Genomic DNA, 15,094 nt, shown 5'->3' on the forward strand with positions numbered 1-15,094 from the left:
ACTGATGCACGTAAAGGTGACATTCTTGGTCACACCGCGTAAGCGGGCATGGGGTCTAAAATCAGTTCGTCGATTGGCCACTGGTGCGGCTCATGCAGACTGATTTGCAGGGATACCGTGGGACAATCCCCGCATGAAAAGGTGGTGTGCCCCGCGCATGTGAAGGCCGTTGCCGAGGTGCCTCCAGCGCCCCGGGTTTCGTTCCGGGGTCAGGACGCAACGGGCGCTACGTTTAGGTCATGAGTGTAGGCCGATTAGCCCCGGTGGAGTGCGAGCTGATCATGAACCACATGACCGCTCACGCGGCATGACCGAGGGTGCCACATATACGTTACGTGCATACGTCCCACAGACGACGAAGCCCCCACCAGAACCAGCCAGTGAGGGCATCCACCGCTACGACACGACTGCCATAGGCTCGCCATAATTCTGCGTCATGCCACAGACTAACGGCGCCAAAAACCGCATGATTTCAACGAATCACACGTTGAACCGGAACTCCACCACGTCGCCGTCCTTCATGACGTAGTCCTTGCCCTCCATGCGCACCTTGCCGGCGGCTTTGGCATCGGCCATCGACCCGGCGGCGATCAGGTCATCAAAACTCACGATCTCCGCCTTGATGAAGCCACGCTGGAAGTCGGTGTGGATCACGCCGGCGGCCTCCGGAGCGGTCGCGCCGACGGGGATGGTCCACGCGCGCGTCTCCTTCGGCCCGGCCGTCAGGTAGGTCTGCAGGCCGAGGGTGGAGAAGCCCACGCGGGCCAGCTGGTCCAGCCCGGACTCGTCCTGCCCGGCCATCTCCAGCATCTCGGCGGCCTCCTCCTCGGAGAGCTCCACGAGGTCGGACTCGAGCTTGGCGTCCAGGAACACGGCGTCGGCGGGGGCCACCAGATCGCGCAGCTCCTGCTGCTTGGCCTCGTCCCCCAGCACACCCTCGTCCGAGTTGAACACGTAGATGAACGGCTTGGCGGTGAGCAGGCTCAGCTCGCGCAGCCGGTCCATGTCCAGCTTGTCCTTGTCCTTCGCCGCGAAGATCGTCTCGCCCCGCTCCAGCACCGCGAGCGCGGCCTTGAGCGCCTCGAGGTCGGCGGGCTCCTTCTTCTTGCCCTTGACCTCCTTCTCGACGCGCGGGATCGCCTTCTCCACGGTCTGCATGTCCGCGATGATCAGCTCGGTGTTGATGGTCTCCATGTCCGAGGCCGGGTCCACCTTGCCGTCCACGTGGACGACGTCGCCGTCGTCGAACGCGCGCACCACCTGGGCGATCGCGTGGGCCTCACGGATGTTGGCCAGGAACTGATTGCCCAGGCCCTCCCCCTCCGAGGCGCCCTTCACGATGCCGGCGATGTCCACGAAGGACACCGTGGCCGGCAGGATGCGCTCGGAGCCGAAGATCTCGGCCAGCTGGGGCAGCCGCTCGTCCGGCAGGTTCACCACGCCCACGTTCGGCTCGATCGTCGCGAACGGGTAGTTCGCCGCGAGCACGGTCTGGCGCGTCAGCGCGTTGAACAGGGTCGACTTGCCCACGTTGGGCAGTCCCACGAATCCGATAGTCAAAGCCACAGTCCGGCAGTCTACCGGCGGGCCCGCCGCGGCGGAGGCGTCCCGCACCGGCCCCGTTCCGTGGGCAGAACCGGCAGCCCCGCCCGCTCCGTGGGCAGAAAGCGCGCTCTCCCCTGTTCCGGGGGCAGAACCGGCAGGGTTTTCGCTTCCGGGGGCAGAAACCCTTGCTTTTCTGCCCACGGAACCCAGAGGCCCGGCGGCCACGGGGCCCGGCAGCCCCAGCCCCAGCCCGGCGTGCCCACGGAACCCAGAGACCCGCACCGCCCAGCACGCATCCCCGTCCAGATGACCGATCCGTAGGGTGGACGGGCCGCCCAGACCCCGTCGACAGTAAGCACACCCGTGTCTGCCGACCAGAGGACGACAGCCGAGACCGCAGGGCCGCCGGGCCCTCCCGACGCCAAGTCCCGCGGCACCGTGCGCCTGCGCTTCAACGACTACCGGGACAAGCCGGCCGTGGACCCGCGCTACTTCACCGACCCGGAGGGCCATGACATGGCCGTCGCGGTGGCCGGCATCCGACTGGCCCGGGAGATCGTCTCCCAGCCGGCCATGGCGGCGTGGGCGGGGCGCGAGCTGGCCCCGGGCGAGCAGGCGCAGACGGACGAGGAGATCGCCGACTACGTGCGCCGCACCCACAACACCGTGTACCACCCGGTGGGCTCGGTGCGCATGGGCGCCGACGACGACGCCATGAGCCCCCTGGACGCCCGCCTGCGCGTCAAGGGCGTGACGGGTCTGCGCGTGGCCGACGCCTCCGTGATGCCCGAGCACGTGACCGTGAACCCCAACATCACGTGCGTCATGATCGGTGAGAAGGCGGCGCAGCTGATCCTGGCCGATCGCGCCTGACCGCCACGCAGATGCGGCGGGCCCCCGGTGGGGGGCCCGCCGCATCTGCGTTCGGGGGACGGACCGCGCGCCGGTCACGCCGGCCGCGCGCGGCTCCGTCAGAGGCCGGTCACTCGCCGGTGGTCTCGGCGGTCTCGCCCTCCACGGTCTGCCCGGCCACGGGGGCAGCACCGCCGTGGGTGACGGAGATCTTGCGGGGCTTGGCCTGCTCCGCCACCGGGATGGTGAGGGTCAGGACGCCGTCGCTGTAGTCGGCCTGGATGCGGTCGAGGGCGAGGCCCTCGCCCAGGGTGAGCTGGCGGGCGAAGGTGCCGGCGGAACGCTCACGGGTGAGCCAGCGTCGGTCCTCGCGGGCCGGGTCCTCCTTGCGCTCGGCGCGGACGGTGAGGGTGCGCTCCTCCACGTCCACGTCGATGGAGGCCGGGTCGACGCCGGGCAGCTCGACCTCGGCGACGAAGACGTCGCCCTCGCGGTACAGGTTCATGGGCATGGACACGGTGCCGGTCGCGCGGGGCGTCAGACCGTTCACCAGGCGCTCCATCTCACGGAACGGATCGATAGGACGGGCCATGTCGGTTCACTCTCCTCGGGATTCGGGTGGGCGCCGCTGACACCGCGGCGTCTGACCACTACAACAGCACGCCCGGCGAGCCTATTCCAGAAATCTACGTGAAGTTCGATCAACTTCCAGGCGGGCGGTCAGGACCCTCCCGGCCCGGGGTCAGCCCGCCGAGGCGATCTCGCTCTCCACCACCCACTTGTGGTTCCTCATCCGCATGCCGTCGGACTCGTAGTCCACCATGTAGACGGTCTCATCCGTCGAGGAGTGCACCGTGCCCTCCGCACCCTGCATGCCCGGCATGTGGTCAGCCGCGAGGGTGACCGCCGCGCCGTCGGGCAGGCGTTCGGCGCCCGCGTCCTCCAGCTCCTCCTGGACGACCCACTTGTGGTCCGTCACCTCGGGCCCGCCCGTCGTCGGCCGGTAGTCCACGGAGTAGGCGGTGGTCTCGTACGCGCCCACGACGGTGGCGGCGGCCCCCTCCATCCCGGGCATGTGGTCCGCCATGAGGGTGACCTCGGTGCCCACGGGGTGGGCCGGGTCCGCGGCGGGCTCGATGCCCTCGGGGGCGGGGCCGCCGTCCATCGCGTGGCCCGCGTGCCCGCCGTGGGAGGACGACGTCGCCGCCTCTTCCCCTCCCGTCGCGCAGCCGGTGAGCGCGAGCAGACTCGCCGCAGTCACGGCGACGGTCCTGGTCCAGAAACGCATGGTCATCGTCCGGTGTCTCCTTCGTCATCGGTGGTCTGGGGGGCCTCGAGGTGCCCGAGCGCCGCACGGAACGCGGCCTCCGCCGTCTCGCCGTACGGCACGAACAGCACCTCGTCCACGGTGTCGCCCACCTCGTCCGCCATCGCGTGGCAGGTCTCGACGGCAATCCGCGCCGCGTCCTCCATGGGCCAGCCGTAGATCCCCGCGGAGATCGCCGGGAACGCGACCGTCCGGGCGCCGAGCCCGGCCGCCACCTTCAGGGACTCGCGGTAGCACGAGGCGAGGGTGTCGGACTTGTCGATCGTCTTGGCCCACACCGGGCCCACCGTGTGGATGACCCAGCGCGCGGGCAGGCGCCCCGCCGTCGTCGCCACGGCCTGGCCGGCGGGCAGCCCCTCCGGCAGGTCGGTCTCGCGCAGGCGGCGGCACTCGGCCAGGATCTCGGGACCGCCACGCCGGTGGATGGCGCCGTCCACGCCTCCGCCGCCGAGCAGGGTGGAGTTGGCGGCGTTGACGACGGCGTCCGCGTGCGTGGCCGTGATGTCCCCGGGGGCGATGGTGAGCTGCATGGGTTCACGCTAGGCGCGGGTGGGCGCCGTCGGACAGGGCCGGTAGCCTCGGCCCCATGAGCACCCCGACGCCCACCGGACCGACCCCCACGCCTCCCGGCGGCGAGCTGCTGCCGCTGATCAGCCTCGCGGTGGAGCACGTGTTCAACACGCTCGGCCGGCAGCCCGTGTTCGCCCCCACAATCCTCGCCGTCACGGCCGACGGCCAGCGCGGCATGTGGGAGCACCCGGACCTCCAGCCCGAGCAGGCGGCCGCCACGGTCGCGAAGATCAGCCCTCGCCCCACGCGGGCGGTGGCCGTGTTCGACGGCGAGATCGAGACGGCGGACGGACCCCGCCCGGCCGTCGCGGTGGAGGCCTTCGACGCCGCCGCCCTGGCCTCGACCCGCATGGTCTTCCCGTACCTGCCCGGCGTGGCCGCGGCGGGCATCGCCGCCCGCGTCGACGGCGACCCGCAGGTCGTGGCCAACGGCCCCAACCCGCTCTTCGGCTGAGCCGCCCGCCACGACGACGGCGCGCCGCGGCCTACCGTGTCCGTGCAGCCTGCGAGGGTGGGGTCATGGAGATCCTCAGCCTGCTGCTCGCCCTCACCCTCGGACTCGTGCTGGGCGCCCTGCTGGGCGCGTGGCTCATGTGGCGCCGGGCGGCCGACGGCGGTGAGGAGGCCCGCCGGGCCCAGGCCGAGCTGGCCGCGCTGCGCACCGAGCACCAGGGGGCGCGAGAGGCGCTCGCGGCCGCCCGGGCGGAGCAGCGTGCGCTCACGGCCGCGCGCGCCGAGGACGCCGAACGCCAACGCGCGGAGTCCCAGGTGATGTCCACGCTCGCGCCGCTGGGCCAGCGGCTGGCGGCGCTCCAGGAGCAGGTGAGCGTGCTGGAACGGGATCGGGCGTCCCAGTTCGGCCGGCTCGGGGAGCAGCTCCGCGCCGCCGCAGCCACCGACCGGGACCTGCTGAACCAGACCACGTCGCTCATGGCCACGCTCAAGTCCACTTCCGCGCGGGGCCACTGGGGCGAGGCGCAGCTGCGGCGGGTCGTCGAGGCGGCGGGCATGCTCCACCACGTGGACTTCACGGAGCAGGCCACGCTGTCCGGCAGGGACGGCGAGCGCCTCCGCCCGGACCTCGTGGTGTCCCTGCCCGGCGGCAAGGCCATGGCCGTGGACGCCAAGGCCCCCATCGGGGACGCGCTGGCCGCCGAGGCCCTCGCGGACGAGCCCGGCGAGGAGGCGTACGAGCGGCGCCAGGCGCTGGCCGCCCAGCACGCCGCGGCCGTGCGCCGCCACGTGGACCAGCTCTCCGCGAAGTCCTACTGGGACGGCCTCGAGCACTCCCCCGAGCTGGTCCTGTGCTTCCTGCCCGCCGAGTCGCTCCTGGCCGCGGCGCTGGACGCGGACCCCGGGCTGCTGGACCACGCGTTCTCCCGGAACGTCGCGCTCGTCGCCCCCGTCTCCCTCCTGACCGCCCTGAAGTCCGTGGCCTACGCGTGGCGGCAGGACACCCTGGCCGAGAACGCCCACACCGTGGTGGCCAGCGCGAAGGACCTCTACGAGCGTCTCGGCACGCTCGGCACTCACCTGGACCGCATGGGCGGCTCCCTCAAGACCGCCGTGGACCGCTACAACCAGCTCGTCGGCAGCGTCGAGTCGCGCGTGCTCCCCGCCGCCCGGCGCCTCCGCGACGCCGACCCGGGCCTGGCCCCCACGCCGGACATCCGCACGCTCGAGTCCGCGCCCCGGCCCCTGGCCGCCCCGGAACTGGTCGCGGGCGTGGAGGAGGACGAGCTGCGCCGTCGTCGGGCGGAGTCGGCGCGGGAGGCGTGAGCGGGGCCGCACGGGGGCCGGGCGGGTGGGCCGTCGCGGCCCCGACGTCGTCTTTCCGTGTCCCGGGCCACTTGCTACCGTGAAACTCACAGAGAATTGCCAGGCCGCGCCAAGGGCCTGACCTGAAGAGGAGGCCCCATGGAGTCCCGCCCACTCCCCCCGCCGAGCAACGTCAACGAGCACGTCTCCCGCTTCGACCCCCGAGCGGCCGCCCAGGAGTTCGAACACGAGCTCTCCCCGGGCATGCGTGACGAGCCGCTGCCCGGCGGCGAGAACGTCAAGCGCATCATCGGCCTCGTGGTCGGCCCCCTGCTCGCCGTCGCCCTGTTCCTGCTGATGCCGGGCGACCTCGGCGTCTGGCCCCGCCTCGTCGCCGCCACCGCGGTGCTCATGGCCGTGTGGTGGATGACCGAGGCCCTGCCCATCCCCGCCACCGCCCTGCTGCCGCTCGTCGTCTTCCCGCTCGGCGTGCCCGCCGAGGAGTCCGACGGCGGCATCACCTTCGACGCCGTCGGCGCGAGCTACGGCAACAACATCATCTTCCTGTTCATGGGCGGCTTCATGCTCGCCCTGGCCATGCAGCGCTGGAACCTGCACCGGCGCATCGCGCTCGGCGTCCTGAAGTTCATGGGCGCCAGGACCGTGAATCTCATCCTGGGCTTCATGATCGCCACCGGGTTCATCTCCATGTGGGTGTCCAACACCGCCACCGCCGTGATGATGCTCCCCATCGGCGTGTCCATCCTCGTGCTCGTCCAGCGCTACGGCACGGACGGCGCCCTGACTGCGGACGAGGGAGCGGACCAGGTCGACCGCCCCGCCGCGCCCGCATCCGCGGCCGGCGAGGCCCCCACGCAGGCCGAGATCCGCTCCCTCACGAAGTCGAACTTCGGCACCGCGCTCATGCTCGGCATCGCGTACGCCGCGTCCATCGGCTCGCTCGGCACCATCATCGGCACCCCGCCCAACACCCTGCTCGCGGGCCACATGGCCGCCGAGCACGGCGTGCAGATCGGCTTCGGCCAGTGGATGCTGGTCGGCGTGCCGATCGCCGTCGTGCTGCTCTTCGCGTGCTGGTTCCTGCTCACCCGCGTGCTGTTCCGCCCGGAGATCGACGAGGTCCCCGGCGGCCGCGACCTGATCGCCACCGAGCTGGCCCGCCTCGGCCGCATGAGCGCCCCCGAGGCCAAGGTCCTCGCCGTCTTCGTCCTCGCCGCGCTGGCCTGGATCACCGTGCCGCTGATCTCCGAATACGTCCTGGACCTGGAGTCCCCGCTGCTCTCGGACGCGGCCATCGCCATCGTCGTCGGACTCATCCTGTTCCTCCTGCCGGCCGGTGGCGGGGCCGGGCGCGGCGTGCGCCTCCTCGACTGGGAGGCCGCGAAGGACCTGCCGTGGGGCGTGCTCCTGCTGTTCGGCGGCGGCCTGGCCCTGTCCGGTCAGTTCTCCAAGTCGGGCCTGTCCACGTGGCTCGGTGAGCAGGTCAAGGGCTTCGGTGACATCCCCGTGTGGGTGCTCGTGGTGATCGCCTCCGTCGGCATCCTGCTACTGACCGAGATGACCTCGAACACGGCCACCGCGGCCACGTTCCTGCCGGTCGCCTCCGGCGTGGCCCTGGGCACCGGCGTCGCCCCGCTCATGCTGGCCGCGCCCGTCGCCCTCGCCGCGACCTGCGCGTTCATGCTGCCCGTGGCCACCCCGCCGAACGCCATCGCGTACGGCTCCGGCTATGTGACCATCGGCCAGATGGTGAAGGGCGGCGTGTGGCTGAACATCATCGCCGCCGTGCTCATCTCCATCGCGTCGATGACCCTGCTCGTCTGGGTCTTCGGACTCTGAGTCCTGACCACCCGCCGGCCCGGCACGCTGAGGCCCGGGCACGCCGAGGCCCGCAGACTCGCCGCTTCGCCGGCGTCGTGACGGCGAGTCTGCGGGCCTCAGCGAGGAGACGAGGGGCGCGCTCAGGCCTCGGCGGCGCGGCGGCGTCCGCCGAGGGCGCGCCCGTCGTCGCCCACGCGCTTCATCTCGGCGCGCAGCTCCTTGGGCAGGGAGAAGATGATGTCTTCCTCGGCGGTCACCACCTCGTCCACCTGCCCGTAGCCGTACTCGGCCAGCAGCGCGAGCACCTCCTGGACCAGCACCTCGGGCACGGACGCGCCCGAGGACAGGCCCACGGTGGCCACGCCCTCGAACCAGGACTCGTCCACCTGGTTGGCGAAGTCCACGCGCTCGGCGCGGGAGGCCCCGTACTCCGCGGCCACCTCCTTGAGGCGCACCGAGTTCGAGGAGTTCGCCGAGCCCACGATGATCACCAGGTCGCACTCCGGCGAGATCGACTTGATGGCCGCCTGCCGGTTGGAGGTGGCGTAGCAGATGTCGTCCGAGGGCGGGTCCTGCAGGTTCGGGAACCGCTCGCGCAGCACGGAGACGATCTCGAGGGTCTCGTCCACGGAGAGCGTGGTCTGGGAGAGCCAGATCAGGTTGTCCGGGTCCTCCACCTGGACGGTGCGGGCCTCGGCGACGTCGTTGATCACCGTGGTGTGCTCGGGCGCCTCGCCGAACGTGCCCTCGACCTCCTCGTGGCCGTCGTGGCCGATCAACAGGATCCGCTTGTCCTGCTTGGCGAAGCGCACGGCCTCGCGGTGCACCTTGGTCACGAGCGGGCACGTGGCGTCGATGGTGCGCAGGTTGCGCTGGGCGGCCTCCTCGACGACGGCCGGGGACACGCCGTGCGCGGAGAACACGGTCAGGGCGCCCTCGGGCACCTCGTCCAGCTCGTCAACGAACACCACGCCGCGCTCGGTCAGGGTGTCCACGACGTGCCGGTTGTGGACGATCTCCTTGCGCACGTACACGGGGGCGCCGTGGTGCTCGAGGGCCTTCTCGACGGCGACGACGGCACGGTCCACGCCGGCGCAGTAGCCACGGGGGGCGGCCAGCAGCACGCGCTTCTCACCGGACACGGGCGCGGCCGCCTCCACCTCCTCACGGGAACGACGAACGCGCGGGACCTGCGGCATCCCGAGGCCGACGGCGGACGGACGGGCGGAGACGGAGGGAGCGGACATGCCCTCCATGCTATCGGCCGGGACGCAGACCGGGCCCGGGCTTCGCCGCGGGCTCAGCGCGACGTGACGTCGGCGGCGGTGTGGGAGCGGCCCACCGCGGGGGGACCGTCCGCCCGGGCGGCACGGACCCGGCCACGCCGAGCGACCCACAGCTCGGCCAGGGCCAGCAGCAGGCCCGCGGCCAGCACGATCCAGCCCAGGGTGGTCAGGGTCTGGGGGTAGGGGGCGACGGCGGCCGCGAACGCCGGGCGGGCGGCCTCCTCCATCTGCTGGACGAACGCGGCCACCCCGGGGGAGGCCCCCTCGGGTGCCGTGAGGTGGACCGCGTCCGGACCCAGGCGGGCGCCGCCGATCAGTCCGCCGGCCAGGGCGACCGCACCCGCCACGGCCACGGCGAGGCCCCGCCGCCCTCGGGGGGCGAGCAGCAGGGCGCCCACGAGCGCCAGCACGGAGGCGGCGGCAGCCCAACGCCAGTGCGCGGAGGCGTCCACCCAGCGGTGCACGGTGGCCCGATCCGTGCCGGCCAGGGCGTCGATGCGCGCGTCCATGCGCAGCGCGGTGCTGTCCCGCAGGTCCGCGGCGCGGTCGTACAGGGGTGCCAGCAGCGTGTCCGCGGCCCAGTCGCCGACGTCCGCGCCCGCGATCGTCTCCAGCAGCGCCTGCCCGGGCAGGTCGAACCGGTCCTCGCGCAGGTCACGTTCGATGTCGCCCAGGGCGGCGGTGATCCCGGACTGTGCGACGGGACCGAACGGGATGGTCACGTCCGCGCCCGAGCCGGGCTCGTCCGCGCCCTGCGGGTCCTCGAGCTGGGCGAGCCAGGCGCGCCGGGCCTCGTCAGCGGTGTCGGACCAGCCCTGCACCACCTGCGGGTCGTCCGCCACGCGCTGGGCCAGCGGGCGCAGCAGGTCCTCGGCCGCCTGGGCCAGCGGGTCCGGCACCTGCTCGGGGACGGCGTCGTGCACGACGTCGTCGATCACCCCCGGCACGGCGGCGCGGACCTCGGGGTCCACGGCGACCTGCTCCGTCACCCCGCGCAGCAGCTCCGGGCGGTGCGTCGCCTCGTCGACGAGGGCGCCGGCCGTCGCGAGCACCGCCAGCAGGCCCGCCAGGGCCGCGACGAGGAGGCTGAGGGTGGTGCGCATGGGGTCCTTTCCGTTCCGTTCCGACCCCGTCGAGCGTACCGATCCTGGCCGGAGGTTCCCCGGTCTGAGCGCCCCGACCGGGTCGGCGGCGGCCTCGGGGGACACCGGGGCGCCGTCTTGCGCGTCCGGCGAGGGCGGTACGGTGGGCCCGTGCCCGGGCGGACCGGGCGCGGACAGGAGGGACCGGGATGGACCAGCCCGTGACCGAGGGCGCCTCGGCGGCGTCGGACGTGCCCGTCTCGGCACCCGCCCGCGCGGGCGAGACCTCCGCCGAGCGGCCGTGGCCCCTGCGCCGGCTCTCCGAGAACCTCAAGGCCCACATCGAGCGCGCCCCCGCCACGTGGATCGAGGGCCAGCTGATCGAGTTCAAGAACAACCGCGGCAACGTCTACATGACCATGCGGGACCTCGAGGAGGAGGTCTCCCTGCCGCTCACCGCCTGGCGGAACGTCGCCATGACCCTGGACGGGACCGTCCAGCAGGGCTCCCGCGTGGTGGCGCGCGTGAAGCCGAACTTCTGGCTCAAGGCCGGGCGCCTGTCCATGAACGTGCAGGAGATGCGCCCGGTCGGCCTCGGCGATCTGCTGGCCCGCGTGGAGCTGCTGCGCCGGGCCCTCGCCGAGGAGGGGCTGACCTCCCCCGCGCGCAAACGGCCGCTGCCCCTGCTCCCCCGCCGGATCGGGCTCATCACCGGCCGTGACTCGGACGCGAAGAAGGACGTGCTGCGCAACACCCTGCTGCGCTGGCCCGCCGCCGAGTTCGAGATCCGTGAGGTCGCCGTGCAGGGCGCCGAGGCCCCGCGGCAGGTGGCCGCCGCGCTCGCCGAACTCGACGCCGACCCGGCCGTGGACGTCATCGTCATCGCCCGCGGCGGCGGCGCGCTCGAGGAGGTCGTGCTCCCCTTCTCGGACGAGGCACTGGTGCGCGCCGTGGCGGCGGCGCGCACGCCCGTCGTGTCGGCGATCGGCCACGAGGCGGACCGCCCGGTCCTCGACGACGTCGCCGATCTGCGCGCCTCCACGCCCACGGACGCGGCCAAGCGGATCGTCCCGGACGCGGCCCAGGAGGCCGCGGGACTCGCCGACGCGCGCCTGCGGCTGGCCGCGGCCGTCGAGCGTCGCGTGCGCGCCGAGGCCGAGGGGCTCGCGGCCCTGCGCTCCCGGCCCGTGCTGGCCCGCCCGCACGTGATGGTGGACACGCGGCAGGAGGAGACGGACCGGTGGCGCGAGCGCGGCCGGTCCGCCCTCGGCCATCGGCTCGTCCGGGAGGAGGACGCCCTCACGCAGCTGCGCGCCCGCGTGCGCGCCCTGTCCCCGCAGCGCACCCTGGACCGCGGCTACGCCGTGGTCCAGCACGCCGGACAGGTCGTGCGCGACGCGGACCAGGTCGCCCCGGACGACCGGCTCGACATCCTCGTGGCGGCCGGGCGGATCGCCGCGGACGTCGTCGCGACGCATCGGACCACCCCGACCCCATCCCACGAGAGGACACGACAGGCATGAGTGAACAGGGCATGGAGCAGACGCAGGACGCGGGCCGCCCCAGCGGTGTGGAGGGCTTCACCTCCGCGGACGTCTCGGACGTGGCCCGGATGAGCTACGAGCAGGCGCGCGCCGAGTTGGTGGAGACCGTGGGGAGGCTGGAGGCCGGTGGCGCCGGTCTCGAGGAGTCCCTGGCCCTATGGGAGCGCGGGGAGGCGCTGGCCGACCGCTGCCAGGCCTGGCTCGACGGCGCCCGCGCCCGCCTCGACCAGGTGCGCGGCGAGGCCGCCCCCGACGCCGACTGACCCCGCCCCCCACTTTCGTTCGGGAAACGGCGGCCTCCGCGGTGCTTTCGTTCGGGAAACGGCGGGGGCGGGGGCCATCGGCCCCCGCCCCCACGCGGCTTGCTCCCGACGTCGGTCAGGCGGTCTGGTCCTCGTGCTTGCCCTCGCCCAGCTCCTCCACGAGCTTGGCGTTGAAGGCGTCGAGGTCGTCCGGGGTGCGCGAGGTGGTCAGCCCGTTGTCCACGACGACCTCCTCGTCCACCCACTGGGCGCCCGCGTTCTTCAGGTCAGACTCCAGGGACGCGTAGCTGGTCAGACGGCGACCGTCCACGACGCCGGCCTCGATCAGGGTCCACGGGGCGTGGCAGATGGCCGCCACCGGCTTGTGCTGCTCGAAGAAGGCACGCACGAACGCCTGGACGTCCTTGTCGATGCGCAGGGTGTCCGCGTTCAGGGTGCCACCCGGCATCACGAGGCCGTGGAAGTCCTCGGCCTTGGCGTCCTTCACCGTCGTGTTCACCTCGAAGGACTCGCCGTGCTCCCAGTCGGACTTCATCGCGGTGATGGTGCCGGACTTCGAGGAGACGAGCACGGGGGTCGCACCCGCGGCGATCACGGCCTCCCACGGGGAGGTCAGCTCGACCTGCTCGACGCCGTTGGTCGCGAGGAACGCGACGGTCTTGCCGGTCAGCGGGGCATTCTGGTTGGCGTTCTCAGTCATGGGTCCACCTTTCGGATCGGATCCGGAGCGCCTCTGCGGCGCCCGGTGTCCGTACATCGACTCACCGCGGCCCCGTGCTCGGCAAGGTCCGGCCACCACTGCCCGCCCAGCGCGACGACGGCGGCGCTCAGCCCGCCAGCAGGCGACGGCGGGCGGCCGCGACGTCGAAGTCGGCCTTCGGCCAGTCCAGCCCCATCCCCTGCAGGGTCTCGATGATCAGCTGCTGCACCGCCAGCCGCGCGAACCACTTGCGGTCCGCCGGCACGATGAACCACGGCGCGTCCTCGGTGTCCGTCCGCTCGATCGCGATCCGGTACGCGTCCATGTACTGGTCCCAGTACGCGCGGTCATCGAGATCGCTCTCGCTGAACTTCCAGTGCTTCGTGGGGTCGTCCAGGCGGGCCAGCAGGCGCTTGGCCTGCTCCTCCGGCGAGATCCGCAGCATCACCTTGACGATCCGTGTCCCCGCGGCGCGCACGGCCGCCTCGAACTCGCGGATGGCCCCGTAGCGCTCCTCCACCTCGGCCAGAGGGGAGAGCCCGCGCACGCGGTGCACGAGCACATCCTCGTAGTGCGACCGGTCGAACACGGAGACCAGGCCGGGCCGCGGGAGGTGCGGTCGGATGCGCCACAGGAAGTCGTGGGCGCGCTCCTCCGGGGTCGGCGCCTTGAACGCGTGCACGTGGACGCCCAGCGGATCCATCGCCCCGATCACGTGGCGCATGATCCCGCCCTTGCCGGCGGTGTCCATGCCCTGCAGGACCACCAGCAGGGACGGCACCTCCCCCACGGGCGCGTCGCGCACCGACTGGGCGAACAGCAGCTCCTGCAGGTCGGCGAGCACCGCGCCGCGCGCGGCCAGGTCCTTCTTGCCCTTCGCCTTGTCCCCGCCGTAGCCGGGCGTCGCGGCGGCGTCGACGTCGGCCGGGCCCCGGACCTCGTCCCCGCGGCGGGCGGCGAACAGCTCCCGGGCGGGGGCGCCGAAGACGCCGTCATCAGTGGCACGGGCGGGACGGCCCGCCTCGGTGGCCGGGGTGTCAGCCATGGCGCTCCCTCCAGTCCTCGAGGAAGTCCTCGAGGCGGTCCAGGGCCACGTCCAGGTCCTTCACGCTGGGCAGCGTGACGAGCCGGAAGTGGTCGCTGTGCGGGTAGTTGAACGCCCCGCCGTGCGAGACGAGGATCTTCTTCGCCCGCAGCAGCTCGATGACGAACGCCTCGTCGTCGTCGATCGCGTAGACCTCCGGGTCCAGCCGCGGGAACAGGTAGAGGGCGCCGTGGGCCGGCTGCACGGACACGCCGGGGATGGCGTTCAGGCGGTCCTGGGCGAGGTTGCGCTGCTCGAGCAGCCGGCCGCCGGGCAGGACGAGGTCGTTGATGGACTGGTAGCCGCCCAGTGCCACCTGGATGGCGTGCTGCGCGGGCACGTTGGCGCACATCCGCATGTTGGCCAGCAGGGTCAGGCCCTCGAGGAAGTCGGCGGCCCGGTGCTTCGGCCCGGACACGGCCACCCAGCCGGAGCGGTAGCCCGCCACCCGGTACGCCTTGGACAGGCCTGAGAACGTCAGGGTGAGCACGTCGTCGGACAGGCCGGCGGCGTTGATGTGGCGGGCGCCGTCGTAGGTGATCTTCTCGTAGATCTCGTCCGCCATGAGGACGAGGTTGTGGCGGCGGGCCACGTCCACGATGCCCTGCAGCACGGCGCGGGAGTAGACCGCGCCGGTGGGGTTGTTCGGGTTGATCAGGACGATGCCCTTGGTGCGCTCCGTGACGAGGGACTCGATGTGCTCGAGGTCGGGCTCCCAGCCCTCCTCCTCGACGCAGCGGTAGTGCACCGCCCGGCCCCCGGCCAGGGTGGTGGCGCCGGTCCACAGCGGGTAGTCGGGCGAGGGGACGAGGATCTCGTCGCCGTCGTCGACCAGGGCCTGCAGGACCATCGTGATCATCTCGGAGACGCCGTTGCCGATGAACACGTCGTCCACGCCGATGTCCCGGATGCCCCGGGACTCGTAGTACTGCGAGACGGCGGTGCGCGCCGAGTAGATGCCCTTGGAGTCCGAGTAGCCCTGCGCGTGCGGCAGGTGCTGGTGCATCGCCGCCAGGACGGCGTCCGGCGCCTCGAAGCCGAACGGGGCCGGGTTGCCGATGTTCAGCTTCATGATCCGGTGGCCCGCGGCCTCCATCCGCTGCGCCTCCTCCAGGATGGGGCCGCGCACGTCGTACCGGACGTTCAGCAGCTTGGCGGACTGGCGGATCTGGCGGGGATGCGGGGTGGGCATGCCCCCATCATGGCACCCCCCGGGCGGTGTGCATCACAGTCGAGCTCGT

The 15,094-nt window shown here is 72.5% G+C and carries 14 protein-coding genes and 1 pseudogene; 6 read left to right on the plus strand and 9 right to left on the minus strand.

Features of this window, described 5'->3' with window-relative positions; genetic code table 11:
• Window positions 1–480: 480 nt before the first annotated feature.
• On the minus strand, window positions 481–1,566 hold the full coding sequence (ychF, locus tag B1A86_RS08100; RefSeq protein ID WP_036340374.1) for a redox-regulated ATPase YchF: 1,086 nt from the start codon (window positions 1,564–1,566) through the stop codon (window positions 481–483).
• Between the two features lie 399 nt (window positions 1,567–1,965).
• Between ychF and B1A86_RS08105 the strand changes: the two are divergent.
• A pseudogene (locus tag B1A86_RS08105) lies at window positions 1,966–2,418 on the plus strand (GMC oxidoreductase); the annotation flags it as partial.
• A gap of 109 nt (window positions 2,419–2,527) precedes the next feature.
• Here the strand turns inward: B1A86_RS08105 and B1A86_RS08110 are convergent.
• The 3 genes from B1A86_RS08110 to B1A86_RS08120 all read right to left on the minus strand — a co-directional run bounded on the left by B1A86_RS08110 (window position 2,528) and on the right by B1A86_RS08120 (window position 4,254).
• On the minus strand, window positions 2,528–2,989 hold the full coding sequence (locus B1A86_RS08110) for an Hsp20/alpha crystallin family protein (RefSeq protein ID WP_036317045.1): 462 nt from the start codon (window positions 2,987–2,989) through the stop codon (window positions 2,528–2,530).
• Window positions 2,990–3,139: 150 nt separating this feature from the next.
• Window positions 3,140–3,691: a YdhK family protein gene (locus B1A86_RS08115; RefSeq protein WP_020626858.1), complete on the minus strand. Its 552-nt coding sequence runs from the start codon at window positions 3,689–3,691 to the stop codon at window positions 3,140–3,142.
• Window positions 3,688–4,254 carry an O-acetyl-ADP-ribose deacetylase gene (locus B1A86_RS08120; RefSeq protein WP_036340380.1) on the minus strand — a complete coding sequence of 189 codons (567 nt, stop codon included), beginning with the start codon at window positions 4,252–4,254 and terminating at the stop codon, window positions 3,688–3,690. Before B1A86_RS08120 ends, B1A86_RS08115 begins: the two co-directional genes overlap by 4 nt.
• A gap of 56 nt (window positions 4,255–4,310) precedes the next feature.
• Between B1A86_RS08120 and B1A86_RS08125 the strand changes: the two genes are divergently transcribed.
• From B1A86_RS08125 to B1A86_RS08135, 3 genes are all read left to right on the plus strand, one after another.
• Window positions 4,311–4,748, plus strand: a complete 438-nt coding sequence (locus B1A86_RS08125) for a hypothetical protein (RefSeq protein ID WP_052001240.1) — start codon at window positions 4,311–4,313, stop codon at window positions 4,746–4,748.
• 65 nt (window positions 4,749–4,813) lie between these two features.
• A complete protein-coding gene (locus B1A86_RS08130) occupies window positions 4,814–6,073 on the plus strand; it encodes a DNA recombination protein RmuC (RefSeq protein WP_078025886.1) in 1,260 nt (419 codons plus the stop codon).
• Window positions 6,074–6,211: 138 nt separating this feature from the next.
• The gene (locus tag B1A86_RS08135) at window positions 6,212–7,912 is read left to right on the plus strand and encodes a DASS family sodium-coupled anion symporter (RefSeq protein ID WP_036317039.1); all 1,701 of its coding nucleotides are present in this window, start codon (window positions 6,212–6,214) and stop codon (window positions 7,910–7,912) included.
• Window positions 7,913–8,034: 122 nt separating this feature from the next.
• On the opposite strand, the gene B1A86_RS08140 is transcribed toward B1A86_RS08135, so the two are convergent.
• Together B1A86_RS08140 and B1A86_RS08145 are read right to left on the minus strand one after the other, a co-directional pair.
• Entirely contained in the window at window positions 8,035–9,141 is a 1,107-nt protein-coding gene (locus tag B1A86_RS08140) for a 4-hydroxy-3-methylbut-2-enyl diphosphate reductase (RefSeq protein ID WP_036340356.1), read from the minus strand.
• 53 nt (window positions 9,142–9,194) lie between these two features.
• Window positions 9,195–10,283, minus strand: coding sequence for a hypothetical protein (locus B1A86_RS08145; RefSeq protein WP_078025887.1), 1,089 nt, complete (start codon window positions 10,281–10,283; stop codon window positions 9,195–9,197).
• Window positions 10,284–10,471: 188 nt separating this feature from the next.
• Here B1A86_RS08145 and xseA point away from each other — a divergent pair, with 188 nt between their 5' ends.
• Together xseA and B1A86_RS08155 are read left to right on the plus strand one after the other, a co-directional pair.
• Window positions 10,472–11,785 carry an exodeoxyribonuclease VII large subunit gene (gene xseA, locus B1A86_RS08150; protein WP_078025888.1) on the plus strand — a complete coding sequence of 438 codons (1,314 nt, stop codon included), beginning with the start codon at window positions 10,472–10,474 and terminating at the stop codon, window positions 11,783–11,785.
• Window positions 11,782–12,069: an exodeoxyribonuclease VII small subunit gene (locus B1A86_RS08155; RefSeq protein WP_036316619.1), complete on the plus strand. Its 288-nt coding sequence runs from the start codon at window positions 11,782–11,784 to the stop codon at window positions 12,067–12,069. Before xseA ends, B1A86_RS08155 begins: the two co-directional genes overlap by 4 nt.
• 115 nt (window positions 12,070–12,184) lie before the next feature.
• Here B1A86_RS08155 and B1A86_RS08160 read toward each other — a convergent pair whose 3' ends face one another.
• The 3 genes from B1A86_RS08160 to B1A86_RS08170 form a co-directional block, all read right to left on the minus strand.
• Window positions 12,185–12,769, minus strand: a complete 585-nt coding sequence (locus tag B1A86_RS08160; RefSeq protein ID WP_078025889.1) for a type 1 glutamine amidotransferase domain-containing protein — start codon at window positions 12,767–12,769, stop codon at window positions 12,185–12,187.
• 127 nt (window positions 12,770–12,896) lie between these two features.
• Window positions 12,897–13,814, minus strand: a complete 918-nt coding sequence (locus B1A86_RS08165; protein WP_036316615.1) for a PPK2 family polyphosphate kinase — start codon at window positions 13,812–13,814, stop codon at window positions 12,897–12,899.
• Window positions 13,807–15,045: a pyridoxal phosphate-dependent aminotransferase gene (locus B1A86_RS08170; protein ID WP_036316613.1), complete on the minus strand. Its 1,239-nt coding sequence runs from the start codon at window positions 15,043–15,045 to the stop codon at window positions 13,807–13,809. Before B1A86_RS08170 ends, B1A86_RS08165 begins: the two co-directional genes overlap by 8 nt.
• Window positions 15,046–15,094: the final 49 nt, after the last annotated feature.

This window comes from Micrococcus sp. KBS0714 (assembly GCF_002008305.4).
GTDB classification, from domain to species: domain Bacteria; phylum Actinomycetota; class Actinomycetes; order Actinomycetales; family Micrococcaceae; genus Micrococcus; species Micrococcus luteus.

Bases quoted from the DNA above. Each gene is read 5' to 3' on its own strand.
- B1A86_RS08110 (WP_036317045.1), bottom strand. From the start codon at position 2,989: ATGGCCCGTCCTATCGATCCGTTCCGTGAGATGGAGCGCCTGGTGAAC.
- B1A86_RS08115 (WP_020626858.1), bottom strand. From the start codon at position 3,691: ATGACCATGCGTTTCTGGACCAGGACCGTCGCCGTGACTGCGGCGAGT.
- B1A86_RS08120 (WP_036340380.1), bottom strand. From the start codon at position 4,254: ATGCAGCTCACCATCGCCCCCGGGGACATCACGGCCACGCACGCGGAC.
- B1A86_RS08125 (WP_052001240.1), top strand. From the start codon at position 4,311: ATGAGCACCCCGACGCCCACCGGACCGACCCCCACGCCTCCCGGCGGC.
- B1A86_RS08130 (WP_078025886.1), top strand. From the start codon at position 4,814: ATGGAGATCCTCAGCCTGCTGCTCGCCCTCACCCTCGGACTCGTGCTG.
- B1A86_RS08135 (WP_036317039.1), top strand. From the start codon at position 6,212: ATGGAGTCCCGCCCACTCCCCCCGCCGAGCAACGTCAACGAGCACGTC.
- B1A86_RS08140 (WP_036340356.1), bottom strand. From the start codon at position 9,141: ATGTCCGCTCCCTCCGTCTCCGCCCGTCCGTCCGCCGTCGGCCTCGGG.
- B1A86_RS08145 (WP_078025887.1), bottom strand. From the start codon at position 10,283: ATGCGCACCACCCTCAGCCTCCTCGTCGCGGCCCTGGCGGGCCTGCTG.
- xseA (WP_078025888.1), top strand. From the start codon at position 10,472: ATGGACCAGCCCGTGACCGAGGGCGCCTCGGCGGCGTCGGACGTGCCC.
- B1A86_RS08155 (WP_036316619.1), top strand. From the start codon at position 11,782: ATGAGTGAACAGGGCATGGAGCAGACGCAGGACGCGGGCCGCCCCAGC.
- B1A86_RS08160 (WP_078025889.1), bottom strand. From the start codon at position 12,769: ATGACTGAGAACGCCAACCAGAATGCCCCGCTGACCGGCAAGACCGTC.
- B1A86_RS08165 (WP_036316615.1), bottom strand. From the start codon at position 13,814: ATGGCTGACACCCCGGCCACCGAGGCGGGCCGTCCCGCCCGTGCCACT.
- B1A86_RS08170 (WP_036316613.1), bottom strand. From the start codon at position 15,045: ATGCCCACCCCGCATCCCCGCCAGATCCGCCAGTCCGCCAAGCTGCTG.